The sequence below is a fragment of the Mucilaginibacter sp. genome, from assembly GCF_039207105.1.
Lineage (GTDB): Bacteria > Bacteroidota > Bacteroidia > Sphingobacteriales > Sphingobacteriaceae > Mucilaginibacter.
This window is the reverse complement of record NZ_JBCECK010000026.1, coordinates 1-26,868: the sequence shown is the minus strand read 5'-3', so window position 1 is coordinate 26,868 and position 26,868 is coordinate 1. Positions and strand designations below refer to the sequence as shown.

Sequence of the window (26,868 nt, the reverse complement as noted above, 5' to 3'; positions counted from 1 at the left end):
TATGAAAAATTTATTATCACTATGCCTTGCGGCATTATTGTTTACTGCTTGCAGCAAAGACAAGCAAAATGATGTTAAGACCCCATCTGAAAAAAAAGTGCGTGTTGAAGTTGCGTTTTCTGGCAACTATCAAAACTACCAATTGCTTTTTTCAGTCAATTCATTAACTAAAGGCAGCGGTACATTTGTTGAACCTGTAATAACTGCTCCGGCTAATACAGCATGGACACAAGTAGTTTCCCAAGGCAACGCCTATAATTACATTGGTGATATAACGTCAGCAAGTTTTGTGGTTGAGGGCAAGGAGGCTGTTAATAGATTAGGTTTTACACTTTCAACAACTCAAACTCATAATACCGACGATACATCACAAGCTCCGATATCTGCCACAATAAAGGTTTATGCAGATAATAAACAAATAGAAACCTATACGTATAAGGCTTTACCAGCTGGGCAGGTTACTACCCCGATATCGGAAAATTTGGATATATCGACTTATTAGTTTTCTTTTAGCCGTTCCTTAATAGTTAATTTCTGGCGTTGGCTTCGGCCAACGCCTTTTTTGTTTTTAGTTAATTGGTATTATACCTCGTTTCTCCGGATTAACTGCCCATTGTACTTGCCAAGTCCTGCCGTCCAATTGGTCAAGTAGTATAAAAGTATTTATATTTTGTGTGGCTTGTAAGGTAAATCTGCCGTTTTTTTCTTCGTCTTTACCCACCAGCGGTTCCAAACTTAGGGCTGTAACAAAACGGTTATCAGTGCCCGTTGACCACTGCACCTGCCACATTTCACCATTCCTGGTATTCAGCTTGATAAAGTTCCAGATATTTTCCGTTGGGAATAAGCGATATGTAGCTTTTTCAATAATCGAATTGTCCGTACTGGAGTTTTGTTTTGTATTTTGTGTTTGCGCATGCCCCAATGAAATCATTGTCATAAGCGCGATGATCAATGAAATTGAGAGTTTCTTCATCATAGCAGGTTTAAGTTGAATAATCCTGTAAATATAATTTTAATGATAGCATATTACAATGCTGCCGGTGAGATCTCTTTTGTGATTTGATAGTATTTCTGCCCCTGGAAGATCTACCTGATTTTAATTTATGATAGTCTTTTGCTATCATAATTAAAATGGAGCGGGCGCAGATCAGGCCAGGCCTGACCGATAAATGATAGTGTTTTTTGCGCCGGGCACCAGGCGCAGCAACTCAAAATGATAGTATATTGTGTTTTCATAATATTAGACAAACAACTTTTAATAAATTATTAGTTTTGAAGTTATCAATTGATTTATGAGTACAACAACCGACAATCGCAAAAACATTCATCATGGCCGTAATATTAAACGTTTCAGGGAAATGTTTGGCCTGAAACAAGAAGCGCTTGCCTACCAACTTGGCGACGATTGGAGCCAAAAGCGAGTGTCATTATTAGAGGCGAAAGAGACCATAGATGATGACATACTTGCACAGGTGGCTACAATTCTCAAAGTTCCTGTTGAAGCAATCAAGAATTTTGATGAAGAAAAAGCGATTTATAATATTCAAAATAATTATGAAGGTTCGCATAATCAGGGGCCATTGAATAATTATGGAACTATTAATTTTAATCCCATAGATAAATTAATTGAGCTTTTTGAAGAGAATAAAAAACTCTATGAGCGTTTACTCGCGAGCGAGCGGGAAAAAATAGAGTTATTGAAAGCTAATAAATAATTGGCACCAAATGAACAGATTTTTATTAACTATATCGCTTGCATTTGTTATTTGCACAAGCGCTTTTACCCAGTCGAAGAACGTTGGCCTTATATTGCTTAGTACTGATGACCAAAATGATGCTAACTATGATAAAGCAGCTCACTTGTTTTTAGCATCGCATTTAAAACAGTTCGCCGGGTTCTCATTAACCGATTTACAAAGCCAAGCATCAAGCCAGATCAAAGATGATATCGGAAATGATAAAGGGCAATTTGATGACGCAAAAGTCCTTGCTGATGCTAAAGCCAAAGGCATTAACGTATTGGTTGTGTTGTATTATTCCCCAACTCTACAAGAAATTGCCTCAATCTCCGGGGGCGTTAAAAAAGTAAATTATGGTTGCCGAATGAACTATTATTTTCAGATCGTAAACCCTACAAGTGGCCTAATTATAGCCAGTAAGCAGTTTTATGGTTCCGTTGGCACAGCGATTAGCACTAAAGAGCATTACAAAACTAAAGATGATGCTGTTAAAGCGGCTTTTGAATCATCTACACCTGCTGATTATAATGATACCACTACTAAAAACATTGATGGCTATATTCGCCAGGTGCTAACAGAGCTGTAGTTGAAAATTTAGGTCACAAAAAAAGCCTCTCGAATGAGAGGCTTTTTCTATAATCTTTTTCTTTTTAGAATCTTAGAAAATGTATGATCTTTTGTAAAAAATGATTTATAATAAATCTATAGTCATGTTGTCGATTGTGACAACAATACAAAGATAACACAATTAAATATAAAAGTTTAAAAATTTTAATTAAAAACTTAATTAAAATTCATTTTAACCTTAAGGCCTTAACCATTCATCATCCGGTTTGGCAATCAGGCGAGCATTATTGACGGCCATATCTAACGTCAAAATAGTTGAAGCTCTATAAATATTATTTTCCTTTTCAACCACTAACGCTAAATCGGCCACCCCCTTACTTTGTAAACATAATGGCAATAATAACTGTAACTTCCCATTAAAGTATTGAGGAATGGCTGTCTTGTAATTCCTTTTCACGCGTTTTTTCGCGTCGTTTATGGTTCCTTGTAATAAATTTCCCAGTTGATAGGTGTCCATTGTTTTCATACCATCAGGAAACCGTGTGATGTTATCGGTAATTATGTGATCGGTATTTACCCTTAGTTCACAACGTGTGTCATAGATCAGTTCCGTTGGATTTTCAAAATAATCAGCCGTTTCTGGTAAAGCTGAAAAGTTTAATAAATCTCTATGGCTTTCCTTTCGCCAACCGATAAAAAACCACGGAATGGTTGCACCTGGACGTTTGTTTTTGTTGAAGTATGCATATATGCCCTCTTGATTATCTGTAACAAGGCCTGTATTAAAAATACACTTTTCACCTTCAATCAATACTTTATTTTCTGCTTCAACCTTATTAAAGGTATGATGAATGTAGTTAAATAATATAGGATGGCCGTTGCCAACCGGCGCGTTATTATAATCCCAGTTTTCAGTCATTGCCAAATTTGCAAGTTCTTCTAACCGAGTGCTGAAATCGGGCTGAAACCAGCCAAAATTAAAAAGAGGAAATCTGTTTATCATAAATTAAGTTTTTACAAAGTTAATAAGTATCTTTTGATCGAGGCGGCAGCTTAATGATTTGATATTTTGTTGAATGATAGCAAAAGTCCCGTTTGCCGGCAAGATCTTCACTCAATTTTGATAGTATTAATCCAAGCTGCAGATCTACCAGGTTTATGATAATGATAGTAAATGGCCTGTTTCCGCCACTAACAGCTGTAATTTTTTATGCAAAGGTTTAACCTTTCGCTTATAGTGTTCAAGGGTATATAAACGGCTCGTACCTCACCGCCCTTGACCGCTATGCTCACGGTTTTTTATCGATGCAAAAAAATAAAGCTTATCGTTATGGACACAAACATTCATCCTTCATTACTTACTGAAAATCATTACACTAAAAATATCGGTAGCAATAAAGTAGATGTACATTTTAAATTTAAACCTTTTAACGTGCTTAAAGCAAATGGCCTACCTTGTATTTCACACCTACAGGTCGGTTGCACTAACTTAATCACTGGAAAGAAAAACGGAAAATCACACTACTTCCATCCTGAAACGCTTATTAGTTATACTTCATTTCAGAGCTTTGCCGAGGATGCTATTACTCATTTCATTAAAGAAGAATACATCACTATAGCAACTGAAAGTCAATATTCCCTTTTCTAAGGGATTGATAGTAGATTAGCGACCTGGTGAAAGTCCGGGCGCTTTTATTTGATAGCAAAATTTGATGGCCAGCTCAACCGGCGCTCGTCAGAATGATAGCGTTTCTATTATATAAGGGTGTGTTTTACTTTAAGCCGATGGTAGAAGTCATATTATCAGTTTAAATACAAAGTTCGGCACCTAATCCCGAAATGTGGGCCAGCTCCTACCCCATCCCTTCAAATAATTTTAAAACAAAATGGGTATCCCGATGGGAACCCCACCGCATTTTCTTTCAAAATTTTTTGCACTTATTCGGTATCAGTGCCGAGTGACCGCATGTAAACTAATTCAGGTTTACGATAAAATTAATATCATGAAAGATTTGAGGTTAAACAACACTATTGAATTTAACCAGTTTTTGGGCGGTTCAGAGAATTTTTACAAGTACAAGTTTGGAATCCTTATTACTGATGGGGTTAAATACCTCGCTGATAAATATGAATGTTACTGGTTAGTTGATTTAATCAGTATTCATTCCAGGGATATAAAAGACACCCAAGATTTTCAGGTTTGGATTTTAAAAAGATTAACCGGGTCTTACTTTAAACTCTCTGTTGAGGATGGCAACAAAAACGTTATTAAAGTGATAGACATTCCGATTTCTCATTTTGAAGCCGACGAAGTTCATGTTTGGTTAGAAAATGAGGTTATTTACTTACCTAACGAACGTTAGCTTTAAGCCCCTCGGGGCTTTTTTTATGGTCATATTCATTCGGTCGAAATACTATAATGCTTGTATTAGGTACACAGTGCTTATTTCAGACGCTTTTTACAATGTAATCAGCAAAAAGAAAAATTGTGTAGATTTACCTTTATGCCAAAAAATATTTAATGAGTTTTTTTAAATCAATGATATATTGATATCTTTGTATATAGATATCAAAAACGTACTTATATGGAAGGTAGCATATTGTCTGAAAAATCTAAAGAGTTAAGCTTTACCCTATCTCGTGTTGATAGAAGTGTTGCTGATAACCTGATGGATATTGATAACAGCTTTGAAGGTGACGCACAAAACGTTTTAGATTTCATCATTTTCATGAGTAAAAAGCTTAATACTAACCTTTTTGGGTACACGAAGTTTACTATTAAAGAATATAGCGACTTTACGGGCATAAGCGCTCCAAATTTATGCGCTATTCACCCCGATATCGCCAGTGGCCGCGTTAAGGCTCCCGTTTACGAGGGCCACAAGTTTGAAAGCGTACTTGACTATACGCTGTACCGGATGCTTAGAACCAATATAATTTTTTCTAAAGTACATGATTACAGGGAAGATGGTAAGATTTTAAAACTTGAAAACTTCCCAATTTTAAAGGATATCTATTTACAGAGCGGTTCAGTCCTGGGCACTAAGAAGGTTTATGAGGTTAGGCTATCTGATGTCATTATTGAGGGATTTGTAAAGCGATATTATACACTTGATACTACCCGCCTACCGGCCATCGGCAAAGGCAAAGGAGGCCATTCTCGCAAGAAGATTTATATATGGCTAAATAAAATCTTTCATATCTATTCCTCACAACAAGGTAAGGTTGACAGTCCACTTTATTCAATAGATTATTTGGCTGATCTTGCCGGGGTGCGTTACATGAAGGAGCCTGATAAAAAAGGGAACCCTGTCGAAAAGGAACCCAAACACAAGAAAGAAGCCGTAGGCAATATTCTTAAGTCCATTCATAAAAACATCAATAGTGACAAAAAGCTTCACTTCTCTTTTGAATACAAATTTGTTAGTGGCAATCTCAATAACAAATATGTTGAGGACTATTTTGTTAAGTTTGATTTTACGTCAAATATGAATCAAGAGTTAGTCCAGCGTATGCAAATGGATCATAAGCTGAAATTAACTCTTTTAAAGGATTTGCGCCATCTATTTGATAGTATGTACCCCCAAGAGCGCTTAAGTCGAATTACAGCCTTTGAAAAGGAAACTGATGCCTTTCAACGGTGGCTTAACTCTACCCAAACGGATTTACAAAAAAAGGTAGAGCTGCTAAAAAGCGTATACTTCAAGGCAAACGAATGGAATAAAGAAAAACAACTTAAGGATAGCGAAGCAATCAGAATGATAAATGAAGGTTTTTTAAGCATTGAGCCAGTTATCGGACTATTATAACATACCGACTACGCATTATAGTATTTCGACCCACCCTTATAGTATTTCGACCATCTGCCCTATTTCCATTATACTATTTCGACCTACCATTATAGTATACCGACCTGATCGCTTTAACTATTATAGTATTTCGGCTTAGAATTATAGTATTTCGACCCAGGAGGGGTACCATTATAGTATTTCGACCATACCTGAAAACAAAAAAGGCTTTTTCTTAGGTGAAAAGGCCTCTTTTTTTTGAAAGCATTATAGTATTTCGACCAATATTATATCTTAATAGCATAATCTATATATAAAGGATTTTGCTGCGCAAAAAGTTGTTTTACTCCCTTCGGTCGATAAGCAATTAAAGAGTTAGCTCCTTTCAAACGAATTTATTTTAACAAAACGATGTATCTGTTCACAAAAATAGAAATATTGCGGCAGATTGCATTAAAATAGCCTGAAATGGATAACTATGCCAAATCAATAAACAGCAAAAAGAAAAAATATTTGTGGTTTCCAGAGTATCGAGTTTAAATTGAACCTGAAAGGCCTTAATTCAGCTTGTAGTCAATTTTTGTAGGACTGCTGTTAAAATTTACCATTTGATTTGAGGAATGAGTTTAAAAGTCTAATTTGTTCTTCCCGGTCGCGATTTTTTCTCGATGATGAAGATGATGCCCAGGCGAAGATTACCCAAACCAATATCGCAAGCAGTATCAGCATGGTTGGATGTTTTGAACCTAACGCCCCCACCATTAAAAAGAAGCTAATAATTGTAGCTACTAAAAATTTTCCAAACCCAGTCATAACCCAAACTTTACTGTTTAAATAGAGATACATTTATATCAAGGTATCTTTATATAAAGTTACAAACTTCATTCCAAAAAGTGAAAAAAAATTGTAATAAAATTATATAAAGATATCAATATATCAAGATATTTTTATATCTTTGATTTTTAGGTCACTATTAAATTTAAGGTCATGGGAGTTTTAACCGTTAGATTAACTGAAATTGAAGAACAACTGATTGATGAAATTAAAAAAAAATACAACATCAATGTAAATACAAAAGCGCTTCTATATGCAGCTTTGAAGTGTATGAGCCTTGAAAAAGAGGTAGCAGAGCTAAAGCGTGATAAGGCTGCCCTACAGGCCCAGGTAAGGGATTACAGGCAGGGTACTTTGGACTTATTTAGTGGATTAGAACAACTTAAAAGACTTACTAATAATTGATATCAATATATTCTGATATCATGATATAATTATCTCAACTATGAAAAATTCAGATTATGTAAACCACCCAATTTACAGAAAAGCTAAACGCCAATACTATTTTGATCGCTGGAAGTGGGTAGTCTGGAATGCTTTCATTTCAGTTTTATTGCTCGCAAGGTTAAGAGAAAATTACAATTCAATAGATGCCGCTCTTTTCTTGCTCACAACTGTTGTTCCCTTTTTTCTTATGGCAGTAATGCCCAAAACCAAATTTGAAAACTCAAAAGAATCTGACCAAATAAAACGAGAAATTGACGATATATAGATATCAAGATATAAATACATAATTATATATGTACTATGGAAACAGAAAAATATGTATTTCAGGTAGAACATTTCGGCAAGTTAGAAATGGACGGCGAGAACGTTTATAAAGCTTTGGAAACGCTTAAAAAAGAGTTAAGCCCAGACATCCAATTTAATATTCTGCAAGCTCATGTTATAAAGGACAATGACTTTCTAATAGATATTTCAGAATACGTAACCACAGTTAAAGATTTAAAGCGATGAAACTAAACGTACTGGTAATTAATACAGATATCATAAAAGGTGAAAATCTGGAAGCGGTAATACAGATCGCAAAAAATGATTATGAATGTCTCAGATTACCCAGTTCTAATCATTACATATTATGTGCAGTCCTGGATGAATACGTTGATGACATCCTTACCGACCTTGAAGATTTAAATTTAAGTAACCCGGCTTTTGAAATTACGTCCCGTGAAATAAACAGTCAGATCGAGCTGGAAGCACTTTCTTTAATTTTACAAATGGAACCTCGCTAAAATGCTTTTGATAGCAAAAGATTTCCGGAGCGGGGGCAGATCAGGCCTGGCCTGTTCAATATATGATAGCATAATTACTTCATGCCGGCAGCTGCAGCTTTTAAAAATGATAGTATTTTTAAATATTGTAGATCCACCAGGTTAAAGTTATTGATAGCATAATCGTCATTTCCTTAACCTTTTGTCCATTGACAGATTAATAGATACCTTTGGTATATACCAAAACATCCTTATGAAAACGACGATTATAACATTATTATCAGCATTTATATTTTTAAGTAGCTGCTCTAATGGGCAGAAAACAACCGAAACTAAAAGCACTGATACAGTAACTACTTCTGATACGATAAAAAAAGACACTGTTAAAAAAGACACAGTAGCCTTAAAAAAGTCTAAGTCAGAAACCGAGGAAGAACGCAATATGAAGATGATGAACGATATTGTGAAGAAAAGAAAAACAATGAAATAATATAAAAAATACTCATGGACTTAGCTAAATTAATTGACAGATATAATGCACTGGGCATAGCCGAGGTGGTAGACCATGAGAAATTCAATCTAATTTCAATCGTTCATCACTCCACTAAAATTGAAGGTTCCACTTTAACTGAACTTGAAACGCGTGTTTTACTTGAAGATGGTTTAACACCTAATAATAAAGCCCTTCACGACACTTTAATGGCTACAGATCATTATGCCGCTTTACTTTTTACACTGAAAGAGGCGCGCGCTAAACGTCCTGTATCAATTGAGTTTTTAAAAGAGATTAATTCGCTTGTAGTCCGTAACACCGGCCAGATATATAATACCCCACTCGGAACTGTTGACGCAACTAAAGGCGAATTAAGACTTGGTAATGTTCAAGCCGGTAACACCTACTTTCCGAATTATAGTAAGGTAGTACCTTATCTTACTGATATGGTTGCTAAGATGAAAGACTTAATGAAAAAGCCTTTAAAGCAATCAGAACAAATTAACCTTTCTTTCGATGCTCATTACAACCTCGTCAATATACACCCTTGGTATGATGGCAATGGTCGTTCATCCCGTCTTTTAATGAACTATGTTCAATCATTCTATAACCTGCCACTGGCAATAGTACATAATGAATCTAAACCGGATTATATTACAGCTTTAAATGAATCACTGGAAAAAACCGATATTAAATTTTTTAGGGAGTTTATGAGCAAGGAGTATTCTAAGCTGCTTCAAACTGAAATCAAAAGATTTGAAGAAATTGATAAACCTAAGTGGGGGAGAGGCTTTACATTGATTTTTTAATTGATATCAAGATATCAAAATATAAAGATATAAAATATCATTTTTCCTATACAACCAAAAAAAACTGAAAATAAAAATCACATGTGATATCAAAATATAAAGATATTTTTATATCTTTATATAAATCATTTAGATATGGCATGTACAATAGAAATTCAACCGGTACAACTTCCTAACTTAACCGGCCAGGACTTAATCGAAGAATTTAGTTCAAATCTTAAAAAGTATACCTGGGCAGATTTATTTAATGTTTTAGACTTTGAATTAAGCCCCATAGTTAAAATTATAGTTCGGGCTGCTATTAGAGCTAAGGAGCAAAATAAACCTTTTGTATTAACCTTAGAACGTGCGATAAGCCGTTTGAATCAAATAGAAAACACTAAAAGGAAAAATATAATACGGCGACTTTATAAAAAGTGGGGGCTGTTTGCTATCCATGAAATCAATAAATTATATCCTGGTTATAATGCTGAAATGTTGCCAGCAGATGTATTAATAAAAAATTCTAAAAGGAAACCTGGTAAGAAAAAAACAGGTGATGATTTTAGAACAAGGCAATTAGCCAAACTCGAAATTCAGTATTATATAACTAATAAAAATTCAACTGCATTCAATAAAATTTGTGAACGTATAGCCTCACTAACTGCCGCCCTGAAACTACGTAGACCAATAGTTCTAACCGTTAAATTACAAGGTGAAGTATATGCATATCCTTTTCACTGGTTGACCAGCGAAAGAATCATAAAGGATTTTCATGCCCTTGCTAATAAAAAAGGTAGCACCCACGCCATGTTACAAGAATATCGAGCTGTATCTATAGACAGAACCGTAAAATTTTAAAATCCTATTACCTATGATCGAATTAAAAACCGCAGTTTTCCTACCTAAGAAGATTAGTTCTTACTGGGAAAATGATATTGTGCAGCGCGAGTATAAAAGTGTCTATTCGCAAGATCAAGTAAATATGGCTGACTGCATTAAGTCAGACGAAGTGGCGCTTGATAGTTATATCAAAGAGTGCGAGGCGTTGTATCAAGATAAAGAATCGGTTGGTTTTGTACCTTTCTATGAAAACTATCCGCTTTATTTAATAGATGTTGAATTTGCGTCCAGGTTGAATGTCGGTGATACTATAAGTTTGACATCTGATAGCTTCGACCCTGTATTTTTTGATGAATCTTATATTGAGGATAACGAGCTGATCATGTACCGGCTTTTTATTGATACCTTTATTTGGAAAGGAGGTTACCAGCGGCTTCTAATTGTTGGAAAGCGTTTCTCAATAGGGGACAGGACTTTAATTTTTGACGTAGTTATAATTTAATTAAGCAGTATGAAATTCACTTATGACGAGAACGTAAGGCCGTTAAATACCCTTACCGACGACGAACTTTTAAAGATTGTTGATCTGTACGCCATCGATATGTTACAGGTCAACGCCCAGGAAGTAATCAAAGTAGAAACGCAGTTACATGAAGTACCTGATGTTTCAGAAATTTATTTTAAAATAACTACTCAACATCGGGACGATCAAACCTTGCACCCGCAGCGAGTTTTTGGCTTTGCAATTTCTTTTTGGAGTGAAGATTTTGATAATTTAAGATTTACACCATTCAGCCAGTTAACTTACTTTGATAGTTTTTTGAATGAAGTTGGTATTACTGATCACTTTGCAAGTCATTGGTTAAGTATTGATAAAGTTTATAAGCTTTTTCATGAGGATTTGAGGATATGGGATAAAACAGATGCACATCCAACAATCCCCAATACTACAATAGAACATTGGCATGAAGTGGAAGGAATTGAGGTGTTAGATCATTATTAATTAATACTATGATTAAAGTGCAACACCCTTTGGCCTCATGCAATCAGCAACAAGCTGATCTATTACAGTCCTGTCCGGAAGATCAAAAAAGGTATCATGAATTGATGTTTAATTATGGTAACGCAGTTTATCGCTATCATGGTTTGGCTAACGATAATTATGAACCTACCCACGAAGATTTTAAAGAGTGGTTAGAAGGACTGCCGGAAAACATTCGTAATGGCATGGCAGATAAAGGCTTTGAAGCATGTAAGAGCGCTTTACCGTTTACAAGATATGTAAACGAAAAAAACGATGTGGGGTTAGAAGAATTTGTACAAAAGCTGATGGGGAAAGAACTTTATCAGGAATACAAGAAGTTATTACACGATTAATGTCAAGATAAATAATGTTCATCGTTGGCTTTATAAAAACAGATCGCCCGGAGGTACTAATTAATCCGGTACAATGTCGTAACGAAGTTGACTTATATACTTGGTTAGCCAGTTTTTTTAGTGATGAAAATTTTAAGCTCGATAGTCCACTTACCCAAGAAGTAATTACAAAGTCACTGGCCGAGCAAGTGCCTATCCGTATTGCTATTGCCGGTTATCAGGCAGCAATAGTTTTTGGCGAAGAAAGCGTTATAAACAATAATATCGAAAGGGTTTTTAATACTGATCTTTTTGATTACAAAGACTTAATGGCTAAATGAATTATGGATATTAAAGATATTAAACACCGTTTAGACAACAAACAAACTATAGAGCTTCATAATGGCGAGGATTTGGCGCACATCAGTAAGTCTAAGTTAACAGCTGACTATTTATTTATTTTCAATACAAAGCCTCTTTTTGGGTACAAAACGTTCACGACTTTCATGAAAAAGGTAAACGAAAAAGTAAATCAGTATCGGCTTACGGAATCAATATCAGAGAAATAAATTAATTACTTGTAGTGGTGTTCAATTTGGGCACCAATTTCATCAATAAGCTTTTGGGGTAGAATAGTACCTGATGCTTGAAGCCAGGTGAAATCTTCGGTGTGTTCAATGGAAGCTATCCATTGATTATTAAATTGGATATCATAAGAGTTATCTCTCATAATAACTTCACAATAAACGAGTTCGTCGCCATAGTCAATGCCAAATCCGAAGGCTGGATATTCGTTTTCTTCCATGTGGCTAAAATACCAAAATAAAACTTTACAACTCCTTTGGTGTTGCTAATATTTTTAGCATAATTTTGTAATTCTTAATTTAATAAGAAAATAGCAGATCATGTAAAAGGTATGGGAGTTCAAGCAGTAAATAAAAATTATCGCGGAAATATAAAAATTCCGTTAGCAGGGTGGGTAATTCATGCTGCTTTTGAAAGTCCGGCTACCGATTATGAGGAAGATCGGATTAGCCTGGATGAATACGTAACAAACCACCCCGAAGCTGCTTTTTATATCCGGGTTACTGGCAATTGCATGATTGGTTCTGGTATCAATGATGGCGATTTGCTAATTGTTGACCGGAGCTTAAACCCCATTAGCGGCGATATCGTAATTGGTGTGTTAAATGGTGAGCATATAATTGCCTGTTACCTGGAATATAGCGGCCTGAAATATTTGGTGCCCGACAATCCGAAATATGACCCAGTAAAAATAGAGCAATACACTGAATTTAACATTGAAGGCGTGGTGCCTCATACACTTTTAAATCAACGGAGACAGGCCAATGTACGCGCTAATCGACTGCAACAATTTTTATGTGAGTTGCGAAAGGGTGTTTCAACCACACCTTCGCGGCAAGCCAGGCGTAGTTCTTAGCAACAATGATGGGTGCGCAATAGCACGAAGTCAGGAGGCTAAAGATATGAGTATCAAAATGGGTACCCCCTTTTTTGAACTTAAAGCATTAGTAGATGCCGGGAAACTTTGGTGGCGTTCATCGAACTATGCGCTTTATCAAGATATGATGTATCGCATTACCGCGATAGTGGGTGAGTTGTGGCCGGAGATTGAAATCTACAGTATAGATGAAAGTTTTTGTGATCTCCATTTATTTAAGAGGCACGATTTATATAAAATGGCAATAGCCCTTAAGCAAAAAATATTTCAATATACTGGGGTTCCTGTTTGTATTGGAATTGGGCCAACAAGGACACTTGCTAAAGCTGCAAACCGGGTTGCAAAGAAGCATTTTAAAGAAGGTGTTTTCATGATAGATGACGAGTTAAGCAGGATGCTTGTATTGAAAAAACTCCCGATAGAAGATGTATGGGGCATAGGGCCACGTAATGCAGCTAAACTAACAAAGATAGGTGTCAGCACAGCATGGGACTTTGCCGTAATTAACGACTATGCTTATATTGAGAAACGCTTTACCATTACTGGCCTACGTACATGGTATGAATTGCGCGGCACACCCTGTTTGAAAATGGAGTATGTACGAGCGGATAAAAAAGGTATAAATACCGGTAGAAGCTTCGGCCAAAAGACAGACGATTTTAAAGTTATAGAGGATGCTTTGTGTTCATTCGTACAAAACTCTGCTCCGAAATTACGCGAACAAGGTTCGCTTTGCGGTCAAATACAAGTTTTCCTGATGACCAGTCAGTTTGAGGTTACGCATAAAGTTAAAGCTGCTTCGGCAGTTATAGATATTGGCATACCTACAAACATTACCCAGGAACTATTGCGGTATGCTGGCGAATGCTTAAAAAAGATTTATCAGCCAGGTTTTCCTTATCAGAAAGTCGGGGTTTATATGACACGTTTTTCTCCGGCCACCGGCGGGCAGCTTTATCTTTTGGATGATGCTGATAAAAGGAAAAAATTAGCTAATGTAAGCCGATTAGCTGATAAACTAAATAGTCGCTTCGGGAAGGATTTTGTACGCTTTGCAGCTATGGGGTATGAACAAAAATGGAAAATGCGGCAAGATCATTTATCAAAACGATATACAACACGAATTAACGAGTTATTAGAAATCGGGGTTCACCCTTTTTTTATTCAAAAAGGTTAAGTTGGCTATCATCATCTTTTGCACCAGGTTTAAAAGTTTGATCGCGGTTCATTTCATCATCTGGCATTATAGTAAGAACGTCGAGATAATCTTCGATTTTTGGCAAGTCCTTGCTCAGCCATAGTTTTTCCTGCTCTTTAGTTAAAGCAACCGGCATCCGGTTTTTCGTATGAACTTCGGCTACCTGGTCATTGGCAAGATTAGTGATTATTGCAAATGAACGATATACAGAGCCGGTTTGCGGGTCACGCCATTCAGACCACAATCCGGCCATCGAAAATACTTTACGTTCTTTTAATTTAAACATCCAATGTTTAGTGCGATCTGCATCCACATGTTCGGGTTCAGTGAAACCGCTGGTTAAGATAATGCAACGTTTGTGGTTACGCATTAGCTTTGACCACAACCGGCTTTTAAGTAAATTTTCCTTTTTTGCATTAAATGTTGACTTCACCATCATGCAAGTAGGAGCATCCCAGGGAACCAATCCAAAGTGCATTTGTTGTAAGCGCTCCGGCTCATCGGCGGTGATCACCCAAGCTTCATCCGTGATACGGATATCTTTTTTAACTGGTTTTCCTATGCAATCTTCACCGATCTCTGCTGCATAAGCGGATGTTAGATCATCTTCGGAAACTTCAAAGGTTATACGTGAACACATATTATACTGCCAGTGCGTTTATCAAGGATGTATTAAATACGAGATTATGCCGTCATTTGTTTATTTTGCCGTTTATGGAATTTGGACGAATTAACGTTGACCAGCTTTCTGCAATAAACTTTTCTTTGCCGAGCGACCCACAACATACCGTGGCAATATTAAAGCAATCAGGGGCAATTGGCAAATCTGAAATTTTTATTGGTTGTAGCAGATGGGGACATAAAACTTGGGTTGGAAAGATATACCCACCTCTCACTAAAGACAAAGAATTTCTCCAAGAGTACGTTAAGCACTTTAATGCTGTAGAATCAAAAAGTACTTTCTATCAAACGGCTACTTACGAACAAGTTACAGAATGGGAGGCGAAAACCAGGAGTTATCCCAGTTTCAAATTTTACCCATTGATGCCGCAAAGTATAACACATATACGCCGTTTAAAAAATGCTGATCACATAACTGCCACCCACCTTGCCAGCTTGACCGCATTCGGCAAAAAACTTGGGCCTTCATTATTACAGTTAGGGCAAAATTTTTCACCTCGAAGTTTTAAAGAGCTGCAAGCTTACTTAATGGCCTTACCGCAGAATTTTAGGTTATTTATTGAAATGCGTCATAAGGATTGGTTTACTGATAAGGCTTTTAAGGAGGTTTTGGAATTGCTTAGTGCTCACAATATTGGTTTAGCGATAACTGATACACCAGGAAGGCGTGATGCGGTACACATGAATTTAACTGTCCCACATGCTTATGTCCGTTTTTCGGCATCAGGCGATGATCATATTGATCGGCATAGACTGAAAGAATGGTCACATAAAATTAAGAATTGGGAAGCAGCCGGTATGCAGTCAATCGGCTTCTTTATCAGCCATAATGAGCCGCGATATGAACCCGAGTTATCACTATATTTGAAGGAATGCCTTAAATAGTTGTAATATGAATATAGAAAACGAGGAAGATTACCTTTTTGATAAAGCTGATAGAGAATGGCAAAAGCAGGAAGATCAACAAAAGCTTTGGGACGAACGAGAAAAATTTTTAGAATCCCTGTCTGATGAAGATATAGAAGATTTACGGGCGGCTGATGAAGAACGGAAAAGGCTAAACCGGCTTAAGCGAAATAAATTGCCCAACCAGTAAAAGACTTACATTAAAACGAACGTTTTTATGTAATTAAATGAACCGATCAGAAGTCGGTTTTTTTTATGTCTAAATCATTACACTAAACCGTTACACAAAACTGTTTACACTTTATTTATTAATACCTACCTTTAAATGTAAAATTATGAGTACCCAAAAAGACTATGCAGTATTAACCGCAGAAGCGGCAAGAATTAAATCGGAAATGTCTTTGCTTGATTATTTTTTCAGGCTCGAAAGTATAGGCGCTTTACGATATGAGGGCAAAAAGGGGAAGGAATATTTTTTTGGCTTCGACCATCAAAAAACAGGCTCCATTAGTATTAAAGACAACGAGAACGTTTGGTATGATCACGCGACAAGCGAGGGAGGGGATATTATAAGAGCTGTACAAATGTTTGAGAAAAAAACATTCGTGGAGGCCATCAAACGTTTATCGAACAACACAGATATAGTAGCTGATGGTTACCACGCTTTTTTTAAGAAAAATGGCGAAACAGAATACAATATTGAGATTTTGAAAGTTTTGGATAAGGTGCAACATCCCGCCTTAGTAAATTATTTACATAGCCGAGGATTGGAACTAAAAGATGTCGACGGAGTAGCGAAAGAAGTGCACTGGTCAAATGGCACAGGCAATTTTTTTGCATTAGGCTTTGTAAATGCGAATCAGGGTTATGCTGTCCGATCAAGTGTGTATAAGGGCAACCTTAACGGCGGCGGGATTTCCACCTTTACTATCGGTAATCATCCACAAAGTATAAAGCTTTTTGAAGGTTCTATGGATTTTGCCAGCTATAGGCATTTATTTCCTCACGAGAGTTATAATGCCATCTTACTAAACGGAACCGGCAACCTTACCGAAACCTTATGTAAGAAAGTTGAGCAAAAATCGACCGAAAAGGGAATCCCAGTACATACTTACTTCGATAATGGCCGTGATGGGGTAGGTGGTAAGCATGCCACTCAAAAAGCTAAAAATTTAATAAAGTCGGCTACTGATCAGAGCGCGTTTTATGCAGAGAAAGGGTTTAATGACATTAACGATTTTTTGGTAGCGCAGCGCAAGCCCGAATATAAAATCAAGCGATAATATTATGGTATTTGGATATAAACGAGTTTCAAAAAAAGATCAAAACTTGCACTTGCAAGATGATGCTTTAAATAAATATGAATGCGATAAGCTCTTTTTTGAAAAAGAAAGTGGCGTAAAGTATCGGAAGGAGTGGGAGGCCTTATATACTCAGCTCAGGGCCGGTGATACAGTCGTAGTTTGGAAGATTGATCGGTTGGGGCGTACAGCCTGGGAGTTAATCAAGCTGATGACGGAATTTAAAGAAAAAGATATAAGGTTTATTTCTATTAGTGAGGGGATAGATACAGCAACCCCAATGGGTAAAATATGGTTTAGCCTAAACGCCATTCTTGCGGAAAATGAAAGAACCATTCAAATTGAAAGGACGATGGCCGGTTTAAAAGCAGCTAAAGAACGGGGTAGAGTAGGAGGGCGACCGAAAGGCTTAACGCAAGAAGCAGAAATTAAAATGAAAGCGGTAAAAAAGCTTTATGCAGCTAAGGTGCCTATTGCAGATATTAGAAAAACGCTTGATATCAAAAGCAATACTACCATTTACAAATACGTTAATTATAAATAATACTATCAGTCTAATACTGGCGCATCCTACGATCGGGCCGAGCTAAAAGCTAAAATGATAGCAAAATATTTCGCCGGCCACGAGATCTCCGAGCAGTTATGATAGCAATTTCTTTTCCTGGAGATCTTCGAGCTGGTCTGTTATGATAGTGAAATCGATTATTTCTTAATTAAATTCGTTTATCAGTAAGTACGTTAACTTTACCCACCCTAACCTTATGAAAAACATAGAAAAGACTTTTGCAGATTTTAGTGAATCTGCTACCAATATCAAAAAATTTAAGGCAGCGAGCGACCTTTTTACCATTATGTTAAAAAATGGTCGCATCGTGCATTACACCTCGAAAGAGCCTTTAAAATTCAAAAAGTGGTTATTAGAAAACGACGTTGAAGATATTGGGGAAGAATAATAATGCTATCATTTAAAACCCGGAGCGGGCGCAGATCAGGCCAGGCCTGCCGGATTAATGATAGTGTTTTTGCGACCGGCTGCCAGGCGACGTTTGTTATTTTGATAGTATTCCGTTATTTCACTGTAGGCTATTTTTCTTCTGGTACCGGCCTAAAGTTTCTTTTACTATTATATATGTAAGCTTCAGTTATTGAATCAAGGCATTTATATCCCTGTGAGCTATTCACTTTATTTCGTTTTAAGAATCCTAAAATGACTTTCATATCCGGAGCCAAATCTTTACTTTCTAATAACTTTATACCTGTTTGATCAATTAAGGCAATAAACCTTTTCCCATGTGGTGAGTAGGTGCCGAATATATATACCATCACAGTTTTTGCCGATTGTTTGATTTTTAAAATTGGACGGTCATACATTACATCTAAATTCGAGGGAATGGTATCGCTATAGTCGGTTAACTCCTTTTGATTAAGCAAAAATTTAATCATAGTAAGATGCCGTTTTTCATCTTGCTTTTGTTGTGCGCGGCTTTGTTGACCGCAAAGCATCGCCACCGTAAAAATGCCTATGATATAATATAACCTCATAATTTCGCAGGTATTGGTAAAGGAATCGATTTGATTACATCTTTCATCACGTTGTTTTGCAAGATTTGGGTTTCGTTTGCATTTGGCGCTTTTTCAGTATCGAAGTTAGTGCCTTTTGTGAGATTTGATTTAACCTGGCTTTGATTAGTTTGATCTGTCGCGTGAATCCGCTCATGACCGGCTGCTGCTGCCACAACTGCATCTTTATCACCCGCCTGTAAAGCAGCGGTTTGTAAGTGGCCTTTATCACCCGCGTAGACAGTTCCATTAGCAACCTTGTTAGCCATATCATCAATAGCCCCGCCATAAACTGTAACAGTGGATTTCGCCACTTGGTCGGTACCGTGAATATATGAGTTATCGGTATGCCCGATTTCGTTTGGATTGTTTTCGGTAGAATAAACCAAAGTTACTTGAACTTTTGAATCCCTAAAAGCATTCAAGTCACCAACGGCTCCGCTTTTAACTAAAGCATTCCCGATGATTTGTGTCCCAGCCGATGCGTTTTTTGACCAAGAGACGGCACCCTCTTTGTTAATTGAATATGTAACCGCCTTACCATCGGTTCCGATAATCTCTTTTCCATTAGGGTCAATGTTGTTCATTGGATTATCGTTTACATAATTATAAGGGGATAATTGAGGATATTTCTCTGCTTTTGGGTCTACCGTCACCCATCTTAACAAGTCCTGATCTGTATAAGTAATAACCTTAATTAAACTATCTCGGTCGCCTAATAACCGAATTACCTTATTCTGCCTGTCTAAAGTTAAATACTTAATTTTTGAATCTTTATCAGCGTTATTTACTTTATAAATATCCAAAGGGCTGTCTTTATATTCAGCTTTTGGTTTGTACCCAAAGATTTTATAAGGATTATCTTGCGCCTGGGATATTCCCGCAATAATGCAAATTAAAAGGGTCACGATCAGTTTTTTCATTTTTGGATAGGTTGTTGGTTATTGCTTTTAATAAGTCCCCGTTTCTTTTTTTCTTTTTCTACAGATTGTACCCAATCTCTATATAATTCTATAGGCATATCTTTATAACCCAATTGATTAACATCGGCCATTGCCCGCTTATGTAAGGCTATGTTTGCAAAAAGGATAGCTGTATCGGGCTTGGTTTTCTTTTTTTCTTTGTTAATCATTGACAATAGGCAGTTCGCCCTTAATTGTACTAACGGAACACATTTAGGGTAATATTTTAACGCAGTATTTGAAACCTGTAGCACAAACTTATCATAGCCAAATAACGATTTATAACCACAGGCAAGATCAAACATTGTCATAGCAACGCTCTCTTTTTCCGTTAGTGGGTTCATGTAGATGTTTTTCTTTATGGCTTCAACGCTTATCGCCATTTCTTTGATTATCCACTGATCGCGCGGAAAGCCGGGGTTTGTAAGTTCTACATTCGTCCATTGGTTTTTTTCGTCCAGGTGCTTAATATAAACATGGTTTGGTGCCAGGGCTAAAAAAGCCTTTGACCCAATTTCTTCGCAAATTATTTTGTATAAGAAGGGTAGGGAATGGCAATTGCCGGAATGGGTTTTTAAAAGCTTGGTAACAAATTGCTTTGACCAGTCTTTTATGCCCGTAAAATCATCAAAATCATAAGTAAATGGTTTATATGAGTTTGCCGGTATTGTATCAGTCATAAATGTAAAAGCAGCCCAATTACCTGCTGTTTTATAACCTGTAATACCTTTATTTTGTATCAGTTGTCTTAACTGTATGGCTATTTTAGTAATATCCCCACAAAAGGATTGATAATTGAGCTTTCCTCCATAATATGCACTTTCAGTTAAGAAAACAGACCGTTTGAAATTAGGACTGGTTTTCCCATTCAACATGCTCAATTGTTCGTTATAAGCGTTAATGTAAGATTGCTTATTTGTTTGCGAGAAAGAAACACTGCAAAAAGAGAGGTATAGTATTATAGATAAAAGTATTCGCATAATATGATAAGTAGGTCGATTTAAAATTATGATTTATTATACAGATTTAAAAACCTTTTGCTATCATTTTTAATCCGGAACAGGGGCAGATCAGCCCAGGCCTACCGGATTTATGATAGTGTTTTTTGCGCCGGGCACCAGGTGCAGCGCAAGGATTTGATAGTATTCTTTCTAACCCTTAATATCCTGTTGCCACATGTAAACCAAGTCCATAAGTTCCAGAACGCTTGATTTAAGTCTATTAAATTCCACCGAATTTAAATCTTTTATAGTTTTACCCTTGCCGAAAATCATAAAGAGAAACCATTTAGTCAATTCTTCATTTACCGGTGTTTGCTCATTATCGTCAATGAGGTATCGTAGCTTAAACTCTCTAACTATAGCGTTTGCATCCATTTGCTTAATATTAAATCATAGTATTATTCCGGTTTTAAGCCCAGCTTTTTGTTGATTTTGCTATCATATTCATCAGCTGGAGAATTTACCTGGTTGAAAATATGATAGTGTTTTTACGCGGCCATACGCCTGATCAGTTTAACTAATGCTATCATTTTCTTTTTGCTGTTATTATCTAAAGGGTTATATAAAATATTGTGCCTTTCGCTTTGGTACTGGTAAATCTAATGCTGCCCTGATGCCGCTCAATACTTTGCTTGCTGAAGCATAGCCCCAAGCCAGTTGTAGGCTCGTTATTAGTTCCTGGCCTTCGAGCTTGGGTGAATTTATCAAATACGTAAGGTTGCAAGTCGCCTGGTATACCAATACCAGAATCAGTTATTTTTAAAGTTACTTTGTCACCTCCGATCATACTCCCCACCTTAATGCTACTATTTGGGTATGAAAATTTGATGGCGTTCGATAACACATTTTGAATTGCTCTTTTTAACTGATTTTTATCTATCCGCTTTATTATTTTTTTATCGCTTATTACGTTCACAAGCTCAATATGCTTTAACTGGCATAGCACTTGCATTTCACTTATACATTCTTTGAAGAAGGCGTTTAGTTCGGTAGGCTCTTTGTTTAAGGCCTTATTTTCATCCAACTCAACAAATATTAAGTCATCTAAAATATCAGCCATGTGCTTTGATGAATGCTTACAAAGGTCGATCAATTCCCTTATCTCATTATCTTCTGTTACCGAATCTGCCAATAAAAAGGTAAGACCTTGAATGTTAGATAAGGGGTTTCTTAAGTCATGAACAACCTTTTGGTACGTTTGCTGATTTTCACTGATAATTACAGCAAGCCGGTCAGCAACATCTTTTAAAGAAATAGTCCCCAGAAAAACCCTGTTTTCATATACCGGTAATACATCCGTATCGGCCTCTGCCATTAACTTCTGTACTTGCAATAATGTATTTTCAGGGGTAACTTTTGGCTTTATAAAGTTACAATCAATCACTGCACGGCATTCCGGCTGTCTGATCAAGTCTTGATGTGTAATTATTCCTACAATGTTACCTTCGTCATCTTCAACGGCGAGGTATGAGCAGGTTTTAAACCATTCCATTATGTCTCGTGTATCTTCTAATACAGAAACTGAATGAAATTTTTTGTCGATGAGCTTGTTTACTTTCATTGAACAGATTTTGCGGTTTAGGTTCTCAAAGAATGGCGTAGAACCTACCTATCCGTATAGAGGTACTGGTATACCCGTGCACAAAATAAGCAAGCCCACGCCATAGCATGAGCGTCCTGCCTATCCCTCGTGCACTAAAAATTACCAGTTTTCTATACGAGTTTTAGCTTAACGCAATATCTTCAATAAGTCATAATCATTCATTACTCCGTTGAGTATGAAATGAAAATTTCACAAAAGTATATATTTTGTTTATTATAATGCTCTACTGATTTTCAGATAACAACCTCATATAATGAGGACGTTTAAAGCGACAAGATTAGCCCAGGCCTTACCCCAATAAATTACCGACCCCTTATACTTTGTCGACCCTCAAAAATACGAACTGAAATCAAGTACTTACTTTCGTTTCCTTTTATCAAATGATAGTTAAAACACAATTTTTAATTTTATAATATGAACTTAGAACAACAATATCATTGGTCATCTAACGGACTTAACCCCAGGCGGGATTTAATTATGGATGTAATTTACGAATTGGTAATAGAGGTTATACCAATGGATGAAGATGAGCAACAAGAAATTAATGATGCCGAAGTGCAGTATTATGGAAATGATTACGGTGACCCTTTAATGTTTCAAACTATTGGCTATAAAGATCAGCCGGACTATGCTATAGAATCGGCAATCAAGTGGTATGCAGCTGGGCCACTTGATTACCCCGAAATGGAGCTTTCAAGAACCCCTATTTAAAAATTCCGGAGCTTTAAAACTCGACACCATCCAAATCTGCATCCTCATGGTCTTTAATGAATGCTGCAAGCTGCACAATTTCTGAATAAGATAAATCTGGCATTTCCCCATGCTCCCAATGCTCGTGGGCATCATCAAATGCGATATATCCATGACTATGTTCTTCTTCCAAAATTTCATACGCGCCGGTAAAGCGTTTTTCGCTTTCTATAAAGTCCGGTACTATCGTTACGGTTCTTGTACCTCCTTCTGGTGTATCAATATCAAGAATCACTGGTGTTACAAAATATCCCATGTTATATATATTTAATTTTTAGCCGGTTCTTAACAGAACCAGTAGATTTGTATTAACCTACAAAAACCGTACTCAAAGGCTTAAAAACTAATGAATTGTTAAATTATGCAAAATTCAATTTGCACTTTCTTATGAATAAAATGATATATTCGCGTTCATTGAACTGGTAAACTTACCGGTTTAATTGTGATAAGGTTTAGGTTAAAAGCCGTCTGAAGCAAGTTTGGACGGCTTTTTCTTTACGACTACAATCAACCTAATTACTTAATTCAGCAGGTGGTTATAATGGTTATTCCGCTAAATATTGCAGATTTAAAAACTAACATATTTGGTATATTTGACATTTATTCCAGCCAAAGTTCATAGGAAAAAATGCATATATCCTTACAAATATTTCTTTACATTTAACAACTATAAACCTTATAAATGCAACTATCCGTAGAAGAAAAACAATTTATATTAGACAAAATTTCGTCGGGTGAGTTCTTACCAGATGATTTTAAAGAGAAATTATTTCCTACTGTTCAGAAGGAATATGAATTACGTTATGCCGGGAAAATGCGTAAGCAAGATGTGCTTAGAGGGGAAGATAGTGTTTTGCCAGTGCCATTACAGATCGAAAAAATTTTTAACGGTGAGCGGGAGTTATTTGATGACGGATGGCGTAACATGATAGTATTTGGAGATAATCTTCAATTTCTCAAAACTTGTTATCAAAATTCAGATGAATTAATCAAAGATAGAGTAAAGGGCAAGGTTAAACTAATTTACATCGACCCACCATTTGGGACTGCCAGCGATTTTGATGCTAAGACAGGCCAAATAGCTTATACTGATAAAGCTAAAAATAGCGATTTTATAGAATTTATCAGAAGGAGATTAATAGTTGCAAGAGAGTTGTTAGCAGTAGATGGAACTGTATATGTTCACTTGGACTGGAAAAAAAGCCATTACATCAAAGTAATAATGGACGAGGTTTTTGGTGAAAGCTGCTTTGTTAATAATGTTGTATGGTGCTATAAAACAAGACAGTTTTCAAAGCGATATTGGAACAGAAAGCACGATGATTTATTGATGTACTCAAAAACAGCTAATGGACATATTTTTAATTGGGATAAAGTACTTGAAAATTATTCAAGTAATACTATAAAAAAATATAAATATCGGGATGAAAATGGGCAGCCATATAGATTGAGCGGAAGGGGTATAGCCGAAAGTCCAATTAGGTCACAAAAAGATGTTGACCCTCAATGGGAAATCACAAATCCTGAATGGGTGGTCAGGGAATATTTAGGGGACGGATATGCCCCATTCGATTATTGGCAAATTGATATAGTAAATCAGGCAGCAATTGAAAGAACTTTTTACCCAACCCAAAAACCTGAACAACTTCTTGAAAGGGTTATTAAGGCATCCACTAACCCCGATGACCTGGTACTTGATTTTTTTGGCGGCAGTGGTACTACAGCGGCAGTGGCTGAAAAATTAGGCCGTCGTTGGATAACTTGTGATATTGGTAAGCTATCATTTTATACAATGCAAAAGCGGATGCTTACCATCCAAGATACCAAAGATTTAGAATCTGGTAAACGATATGACAAGAAGGCTAAAAGCTTTATTACCGTAAACGTCGGTCACTACGACCTTGCTAAACTCTTTGAATTAGGAAAAGATAAATACATTGATTTTGTATTGCCTCTTTTTGAAGTAGTTAAAACCCCTAAAAAAGTAAAAGGGTATGAAATTGTTGGTGACAAGAATGGGTCTTACGTCTTAGTTTGGGAGTTTTGGAAATATCAAACTGATGCAAGCGTGGATGTTACTTTTTTAGAGCAATTACACGAAGCAATAGGAAAACAAGTAGGTAAGAGATTTTATATAATAGCTCCTGCAAACGCTATTGATTTCATATCGGATTATTATGAAATCGATGATGTTAGATACTATTTTTTAAAAGTACCGTATCAGATAATACAAGAGCTACATAAACAAGAATTTAAGAAGTTTCGGCAGCCACAAAGCAAAGGCAAGCTAAATACGCTTGACGATGCCGTAGGATTTCATTTCAAACGCGACCCGGAAGTGGTATCGAGTTTCGACAACAAAAAATTAGTCATATCGAGATTTTTATCTACTCTCCCGGAGGATGGTACGGGTCGAGATATGGATAATTTTGAAAGTTTATCTATGGTTGTGGTTGATGCAGATTTTAACGGCAAAGAATTTTCAATGACTGAAAATCATTTTGCAGCCGATCTACTTAATCTAAAAAAGAAAAAGAAGGAGCAGGAAAATGAAGACATTGCCGACGATCTAATCAAAGAGGAGCTTAAACATCAAAAAGAACTCGTAATATACCCTCAAAATTGTGGAGAGAGAATTTGTGTTAAATATATAGATGTGTACGGTAATGAATTTACGGAAGAATTTAAAAACCAGTAGGTTCGTATGCAAGATAAATTAGTTTTTAAAACCCAGTCGCTTGTTCTCAATGTTAATCCTGTGGTTAACCCCCTTACCTTTCCTATAGAAGATTGGGACAGGTTTTTAGATATTTTGTGTGTAGATAGAACCTATCAAAAACAAGCAATTCTAATAGGGATTAAATATTTATTTTCTGGCCGTTACAAAAGCATTGAAGGCTTAGTCGAAGAAAATTTTAATCACAATTCGGAGCTAAGGGAGCGGTATAAAACAGTTGATGATTATAAAAAAGATCTCCAATTGCCAGGCAAGCTTTCAGGAACAATTGACTTAGCTACAGGTACCGGAAAAAGTTTTGTAATGTATGGAATTGCACAAATTGCCTTGGGCTTAGGCCTTGTCGACAAGGTGCTAATTTTGTGCCCATCTTTGACAATTGAGAAGGGGTTAACCGACAAGTTTAATTACTTAAATAATGATCCTATTTTAGCCAGCTCAATACCGGAATCAGCTTTAATTAAAAGCCCTAATATCATTGATGCATCTAAAACTATTTTCCCTGGTGATATATGTATAGAGAACATTCATGCGGTTTATTTAAAAAATCGCACTTCTATTTTTGATAGTTTAGGTTTTAATAAAGGTGAAAAATGTTTAGTGCTAAATGATGAAGTTCATCATGCTTACAATACCATTGAAGCCAGCACGGATGATCAAAAAGCAATAAAAAAATGGAAAAACTTTTTGACGGACACCACCTATAATTTTCGTTACATTTTGGGGTTCACTGGAACCGCTTACATAGAAAGCGAATATTTTAATGATGTTATATATAGATTTTCACTTAATGCGGCCATTGAAAGCAATTTTGTGAAAACTGTTTATTATACTGATAAAGATGAGGTTCATGATGAACCGATTAAGTATCAAAAAATTTATCAAATTCACCATTCTAATAAAGAAGTTTACCAAAAAATTAAACCTCTTACCCTTTTAATAACTAAAGACATCCGGTTAGCAAGACAATTCAAATCACTCCTTTGCGACTTTCTTGTCAAAATGGATGGAATTTCATACGAAGATGCAAGTAACAAAAAGGTCTTAATAGTAACCTCAGCAAAAGAGCACGAAAGCAATGTAAA

The 26,868-nt window shown here is 36.3% G+C and carries 39 protein-coding genes; 27 read left to right on the top strand and 12 right to left on the bottom strand.

Annotated features, from left to right (window positions below):
- The first annotated feature begins 1 nt into the window (after nt 1).
- Nucleotides 2-502 (top strand): hypothetical protein, encoded by a 501-nt coding sequence (locus AAGC65_RS07865; protein ID WP_343111883.1) that lies wholly within the window; start codon nt 2-4, stop codon nt 500-502.
- 66 nt (nt 503-568) lie between these two features.
- Here the strand turns inward: AAGC65_RS07865 and AAGC65_RS07860 are convergent, their stop codons facing one another.
- Entirely contained in the window at nt 569-979 is a 411-nt protein-coding gene (locus AAGC65_RS07860) for a hypothetical protein (RefSeq protein WP_343111882.1), read from the bottom strand.
- Between the two features lie 125 nt (nt 980-1,104).
- The gene (locus tag AAGC65_RS07855) at nt 1,105-1,239 is read right to left on the bottom strand and encodes a hypothetical protein (protein WP_343111881.1); all 135 of its coding nucleotides are present in this window, start codon (nt 1,237-1,239) and stop codon (nt 1,105-1,107) included.
- A gap of 56 nt (nt 1,240-1,295) precedes the next feature.
- On the opposite strand from AAGC65_RS07855, the gene AAGC65_RS07850 reads away from it, so the two are divergent.
- Nucleotides 1,296-1,718 carry a helix-turn-helix transcriptional regulator gene (locus tag AAGC65_RS07850; RefSeq protein WP_343111880.1) on the top strand — a complete coding sequence of 141 codons (423 nt, stop codon included), beginning with the start codon at nt 1,296-1,298 and terminating at the stop codon, nt 1,716-1,718.
- A gap of 10 nt (nt 1,719-1,728) precedes the next feature.
- The gene (locus AAGC65_RS07845) at nt 1,729-2,328 is read left to right on the top strand and encodes a hypothetical protein (protein WP_343111879.1); all 600 of its coding nucleotides are present in this window, start codon (nt 1,729-1,731) and stop codon (nt 2,326-2,328) included.
- Between the two features lie 219 nt (nt 2,329-2,547).
- Here AAGC65_RS07845 and AAGC65_RS07840 read toward each other — a convergent pair whose 3' ends face one another.
- Nucleotides 2,548-3,312: a DUF3825 domain-containing protein gene (locus AAGC65_RS07840; RefSeq protein WP_343111878.1), complete on the bottom strand. Its 765-nt coding sequence runs from the start codon at nt 3,310-3,312 to the stop codon at nt 2,548-2,550.
- A gap of 327 nt (nt 3,313-3,639) precedes the next feature.
- Here AAGC65_RS07840 and AAGC65_RS07835 point away from each other — a divergent pair, with 327 nt between their 5' ends.
- From AAGC65_RS07835 to AAGC65_RS07825, 3 genes are all read left to right on the top strand, one after another.
- Complete coding sequence (locus tag AAGC65_RS07835; RefSeq protein ID WP_343111877.1) at nt 3,640-3,957, top strand: hypothetical protein; 318 nt, start codon at nt 3,640-3,642, stop codon at nt 3,955-3,957.
- 355 nt (nt 3,958-4,312) lie between these two features.
- The gene (locus AAGC65_RS07830) at nt 4,313-4,672 is read left to right on the top strand and encodes a DUF6876 family protein (protein WP_343111876.1); all 360 of its coding nucleotides are present in this window, start codon (nt 4,313-4,315) and stop codon (nt 4,670-4,672) included.
- A 222-nt stretch (nt 4,673-4,894) separates the two neighbouring features.
- Complete coding sequence (locus AAGC65_RS07825; protein ID WP_343111875.1) at nt 4,895-6,118, top strand: hypothetical protein; 1,224 nt, start codon at nt 4,895-4,897, stop codon at nt 6,116-6,118.
- A 573-nt stretch (nt 6,119-6,691) separates the two neighbouring features.
- Here the strand turns inward: AAGC65_RS07825 and AAGC65_RS07820 are convergent.
- Entirely contained in the window at nt 6,692-6,910 is a 219-nt protein-coding gene (locus tag AAGC65_RS07820) for a hypothetical protein (RefSeq protein ID WP_343111874.1), read from the bottom strand.
- A 174-nt stretch (nt 6,911-7,084) separates the two neighbouring features.
- Here AAGC65_RS07820 and AAGC65_RS07815 point away from each other — a divergent pair, with 174 nt between their 5' ends.
- The 11 genes from AAGC65_RS07815 (at nt 7,085) to AAGC65_RS07765 (ending at nt 11,963) form a co-directional block, all read left to right on the top strand.
- Nucleotides 7,085-7,336 (top strand): hypothetical protein, encoded by a 252-nt coding sequence (locus tag AAGC65_RS07815; protein ID WP_343111873.1) that lies wholly within the window; start codon nt 7,085-7,087, stop codon nt 7,334-7,336.
- 40 nt (nt 7,337-7,376) lie between these two features.
- Entirely contained in the window at nt 7,377-7,643 is a 267-nt protein-coding gene (locus tag AAGC65_RS07810; RefSeq protein WP_343111872.1) for a hypothetical protein, read from the top strand.
- 35 nt (nt 7,644-7,678) lie between these two features.
- Entirely contained in the window at nt 7,679-7,888 is a 210-nt protein-coding gene (locus tag AAGC65_RS07805; protein ID WP_343111871.1) for a hypothetical protein, read from the top strand.
- Nucleotides 7,885-8,163: a hypothetical protein gene (locus AAGC65_RS07800; protein ID WP_343111870.1), complete on the top strand. Its 279-nt coding sequence runs from the start codon at nt 7,885-7,887 to the stop codon at nt 8,161-8,163. The genes AAGC65_RS07805 and AAGC65_RS07800 overlap by 4 nt, the downstream gene beginning before the upstream one ends.
- 232 nt (nt 8,164-8,395) lie before the next feature.
- Complete coding sequence (locus tag AAGC65_RS07795; RefSeq protein WP_343111869.1) at nt 8,396-8,632, top strand: hypothetical protein; 237 nt, start codon at nt 8,396-8,398, stop codon at nt 8,630-8,632.
- Nucleotides 8,633-8,646: 14 nt separating this feature from the next.
- Nucleotides 8,647-9,444 (top strand): Fic family protein, encoded by a 798-nt coding sequence (locus AAGC65_RS07790; RefSeq protein ID WP_343111868.1) that lies wholly within the window; start codon nt 8,647-8,649, stop codon nt 9,442-9,444.
- 135 nt (nt 9,445-9,579) lie between these two features.
- Nucleotides 9,580-10,284, top strand: a complete 705-nt coding sequence (locus AAGC65_RS07785) for a hypothetical protein (RefSeq protein ID WP_343111867.1) — start codon at nt 9,580-9,582, stop codon at nt 10,282-10,284.
- A gap of 13 nt (nt 10,285-10,297) precedes the next feature.
- Nucleotides 10,298-10,768: a hypothetical protein gene (locus AAGC65_RS07780; protein ID WP_343111866.1), complete on the top strand. Its 471-nt coding sequence runs from the start codon at nt 10,298-10,300 to the stop codon at nt 10,766-10,768.
- A gap of 9 nt (nt 10,769-10,777) precedes the next feature.
- A complete protein-coding gene (locus AAGC65_RS07775; RefSeq protein WP_343111865.1) occupies nt 10,778-11,269 on the top strand; it encodes a hypothetical protein in 492 nt (163 codons plus the stop codon).
- A gap of 8 nt (nt 11,270-11,277) precedes the next feature.
- Nucleotides 11,278-11,643, top strand: a complete 366-nt coding sequence (locus AAGC65_RS07770; protein WP_343111864.1) for a hypothetical protein — start codon at nt 11,278-11,280, stop codon at nt 11,641-11,643.
- A gap of 14 nt (nt 11,644-11,657) precedes the next feature.
- Nucleotides 11,658-11,963 carry a hypothetical protein gene (locus AAGC65_RS07765; RefSeq protein WP_343111863.1) on the top strand — a complete coding sequence of 102 codons (306 nt, stop codon included), beginning with the start codon at nt 11,658-11,660 and terminating at the stop codon, nt 11,961-11,963.
- 233 nt (nt 11,964-12,196) lie between these two features.
- On the opposite strand, the gene AAGC65_RS07760 is transcribed toward AAGC65_RS07765, so the two are convergent.
- Nucleotides 12,197-12,427: a hypothetical protein gene (locus tag AAGC65_RS07760; protein WP_343111862.1), complete on the bottom strand. Its 231-nt coding sequence runs from the start codon at nt 12,425-12,427 to the stop codon at nt 12,197-12,199.
- Nucleotides 12,428-12,538: 111 nt separating this feature from the next.
- On the opposite strand from AAGC65_RS07760, the gene AAGC65_RS07755 reads away from it, so the two are divergent.
- Together AAGC65_RS07755 and AAGC65_RS07750 are read left to right on the top strand one after the other, a co-directional pair.
- Nucleotides 12,539-13,063, top strand: a complete 525-nt coding sequence (locus AAGC65_RS07755) for a S24 family peptidase (RefSeq protein ID WP_343111861.1) — start codon at nt 12,539-12,541, stop codon at nt 13,061-13,063.
- On the top strand, nt 12,972-14,261 hold the full coding sequence (locus AAGC65_RS07750) for a Y-family DNA polymerase (protein WP_343111860.1): 1,290 nt from the start codon (nt 12,972-12,974) through the stop codon (nt 14,259-14,261). The genes AAGC65_RS07755 and AAGC65_RS07750 overlap by 92 nt, the downstream gene beginning before the upstream one ends.
- Here the strand turns inward: AAGC65_RS07750 and AAGC65_RS07745 are convergent.
- Complete coding sequence (locus AAGC65_RS07745) at nt 14,245-14,922, bottom strand: SOS response-associated peptidase (RefSeq protein ID WP_343111859.1); 678 nt, start codon at nt 14,920-14,922, stop codon at nt 14,245-14,247. The two genes, AAGC65_RS07750 and AAGC65_RS07745, sit on opposite strands and share 17 nt — an antisense overlap.
- Before the next feature lie 74 nt (nt 14,923-14,996).
- On the opposite strand from AAGC65_RS07745, the gene AAGC65_RS07740 reads away from it, so the two are divergent.
- The 5 genes from AAGC65_RS07740 to AAGC65_RS07720 all read left to right on the top strand — a co-directional run bounded on the left by AAGC65_RS07740 (nt 14,997) and on the right by AAGC65_RS07720 (nt 18,123).
- Complete coding sequence (locus AAGC65_RS07740) at nt 14,997-15,848, top strand: DUF72 domain-containing protein (protein WP_343111858.1); 852 nt, start codon at nt 14,997-14,999, stop codon at nt 15,846-15,848.
- Nucleotides 15,849-15,855: 7 nt separating this feature from the next.
- Nucleotides 15,856-16,059, top strand: a complete 204-nt coding sequence (locus tag AAGC65_RS07735; RefSeq protein ID WP_343111857.1) for a hypothetical protein — start codon at nt 15,856-15,858, stop codon at nt 16,057-16,059.
- 145 nt (nt 16,060-16,204) lie between these two features.
- Complete coding sequence (locus AAGC65_RS07730; RefSeq protein ID WP_343111856.1) at nt 16,205-17,152, top strand: toprim domain-containing protein; 948 nt, start codon at nt 16,205-16,207, stop codon at nt 17,150-17,152.
- A gap of 4 nt (nt 17,153-17,156) precedes the next feature.
- Nucleotides 17,157-17,714, top strand: a complete 558-nt coding sequence (locus AAGC65_RS07725) for a recombinase family protein (RefSeq protein ID WP_343111855.1) — start codon at nt 17,157-17,159, stop codon at nt 17,712-17,714.
- Between the two features lie 217 nt (nt 17,715-17,931).
- Complete coding sequence (locus AAGC65_RS07720; protein ID WP_343111854.1) at nt 17,932-18,123, top strand: hypothetical protein; 192 nt, start codon at nt 17,932-17,934, stop codon at nt 18,121-18,123.
- A gap of 130 nt (nt 18,124-18,253) precedes the next feature.
- On the opposite strand, the gene AAGC65_RS07715 is transcribed toward AAGC65_RS07720, so the two are convergent.
- The 5 genes from AAGC65_RS07715 to AAGC65_RS07695 form a co-directional block, all read right to left on the bottom strand.
- Nucleotides 18,254-18,712 (bottom strand): hypothetical protein, encoded by a 459-nt coding sequence (locus AAGC65_RS07715; protein WP_343111853.1) that lies wholly within the window; start codon nt 18,710-18,712, stop codon nt 18,254-18,256.
- Nucleotides 18,709-19,653 (bottom strand): hypothetical protein, encoded by a 945-nt coding sequence (locus tag AAGC65_RS07710; protein ID WP_343111852.1) that lies wholly within the window; start codon nt 19,651-19,653, stop codon nt 18,709-18,711. The genes AAGC65_RS07715 and AAGC65_RS07710 overlap by 4 nt, the downstream gene beginning before the upstream one ends.
- The gene (locus tag AAGC65_RS07705) at nt 19,650-20,567 is read right to left on the bottom strand and encodes a hypothetical protein (protein WP_343111851.1); all 918 of its coding nucleotides are present in this window, start codon (nt 20,565-20,567) and stop codon (nt 19,650-19,652) included. The genes AAGC65_RS07710 and AAGC65_RS07705 overlap by 4 nt, the downstream gene beginning before the upstream one ends.
- Nucleotides 20,568-20,843: 276 nt before the next feature.
- A complete protein-coding gene (locus AAGC65_RS07700) occupies nt 20,844-21,068 on the bottom strand; it encodes a hypothetical protein (RefSeq protein ID WP_343111850.1) in 225 nt (74 codons plus the stop codon).
- 175 nt (nt 21,069-21,243) lie between these two features.
- A complete protein-coding gene (locus AAGC65_RS07695) occupies nt 21,244-22,254 on the bottom strand; it encodes an ATP-binding protein (protein ID WP_343111849.1) in 1,011 nt (336 codons plus the stop codon).
- Between the two features lie 456 nt (nt 22,255-22,710).
- Between AAGC65_RS07695 and AAGC65_RS07690 the strand changes: the two genes are divergently transcribed.
- A complete protein-coding gene (locus AAGC65_RS07690; protein WP_343111848.1) occupies nt 22,711-23,007 on the top strand; it encodes a hypothetical protein in 297 nt (98 codons plus the stop codon).
- A gap of 13 nt (nt 23,008-23,020) precedes the next feature.
- Here AAGC65_RS07690 and AAGC65_RS07685 read toward each other — a convergent pair whose 3' ends face one another.
- A complete protein-coding gene (locus tag AAGC65_RS07685) occupies nt 23,021-23,302 on the bottom strand; it encodes a hypothetical protein (protein ID WP_343111847.1) in 282 nt (93 codons plus the stop codon).
- A 426-nt stretch (nt 23,303-23,728) separates the two neighbouring features.
- On the opposite strand from AAGC65_RS07685, the gene AAGC65_RS07680 reads away from it, so the two are divergent.
- Both AAGC65_RS07680 and AAGC65_RS07675 read left to right on the top strand, forming a co-directional pair.
- Nucleotides 23,729-25,744, top strand: coding sequence for a site-specific DNA-methyltransferase (locus AAGC65_RS07680; RefSeq protein WP_343111846.1), 2,016 nt, complete (start codon nt 23,729-23,731; stop codon nt 25,742-25,744).
- 6 nt (nt 25,745-25,750) lie between these two features.
- The coding region (locus tag AAGC65_RS07675) for a DEAD/DEAH box helicase family protein (protein WP_343111845.1) at nt 25,751-26,868 on the top strand (1,118 nt) is incomplete at its 3' end.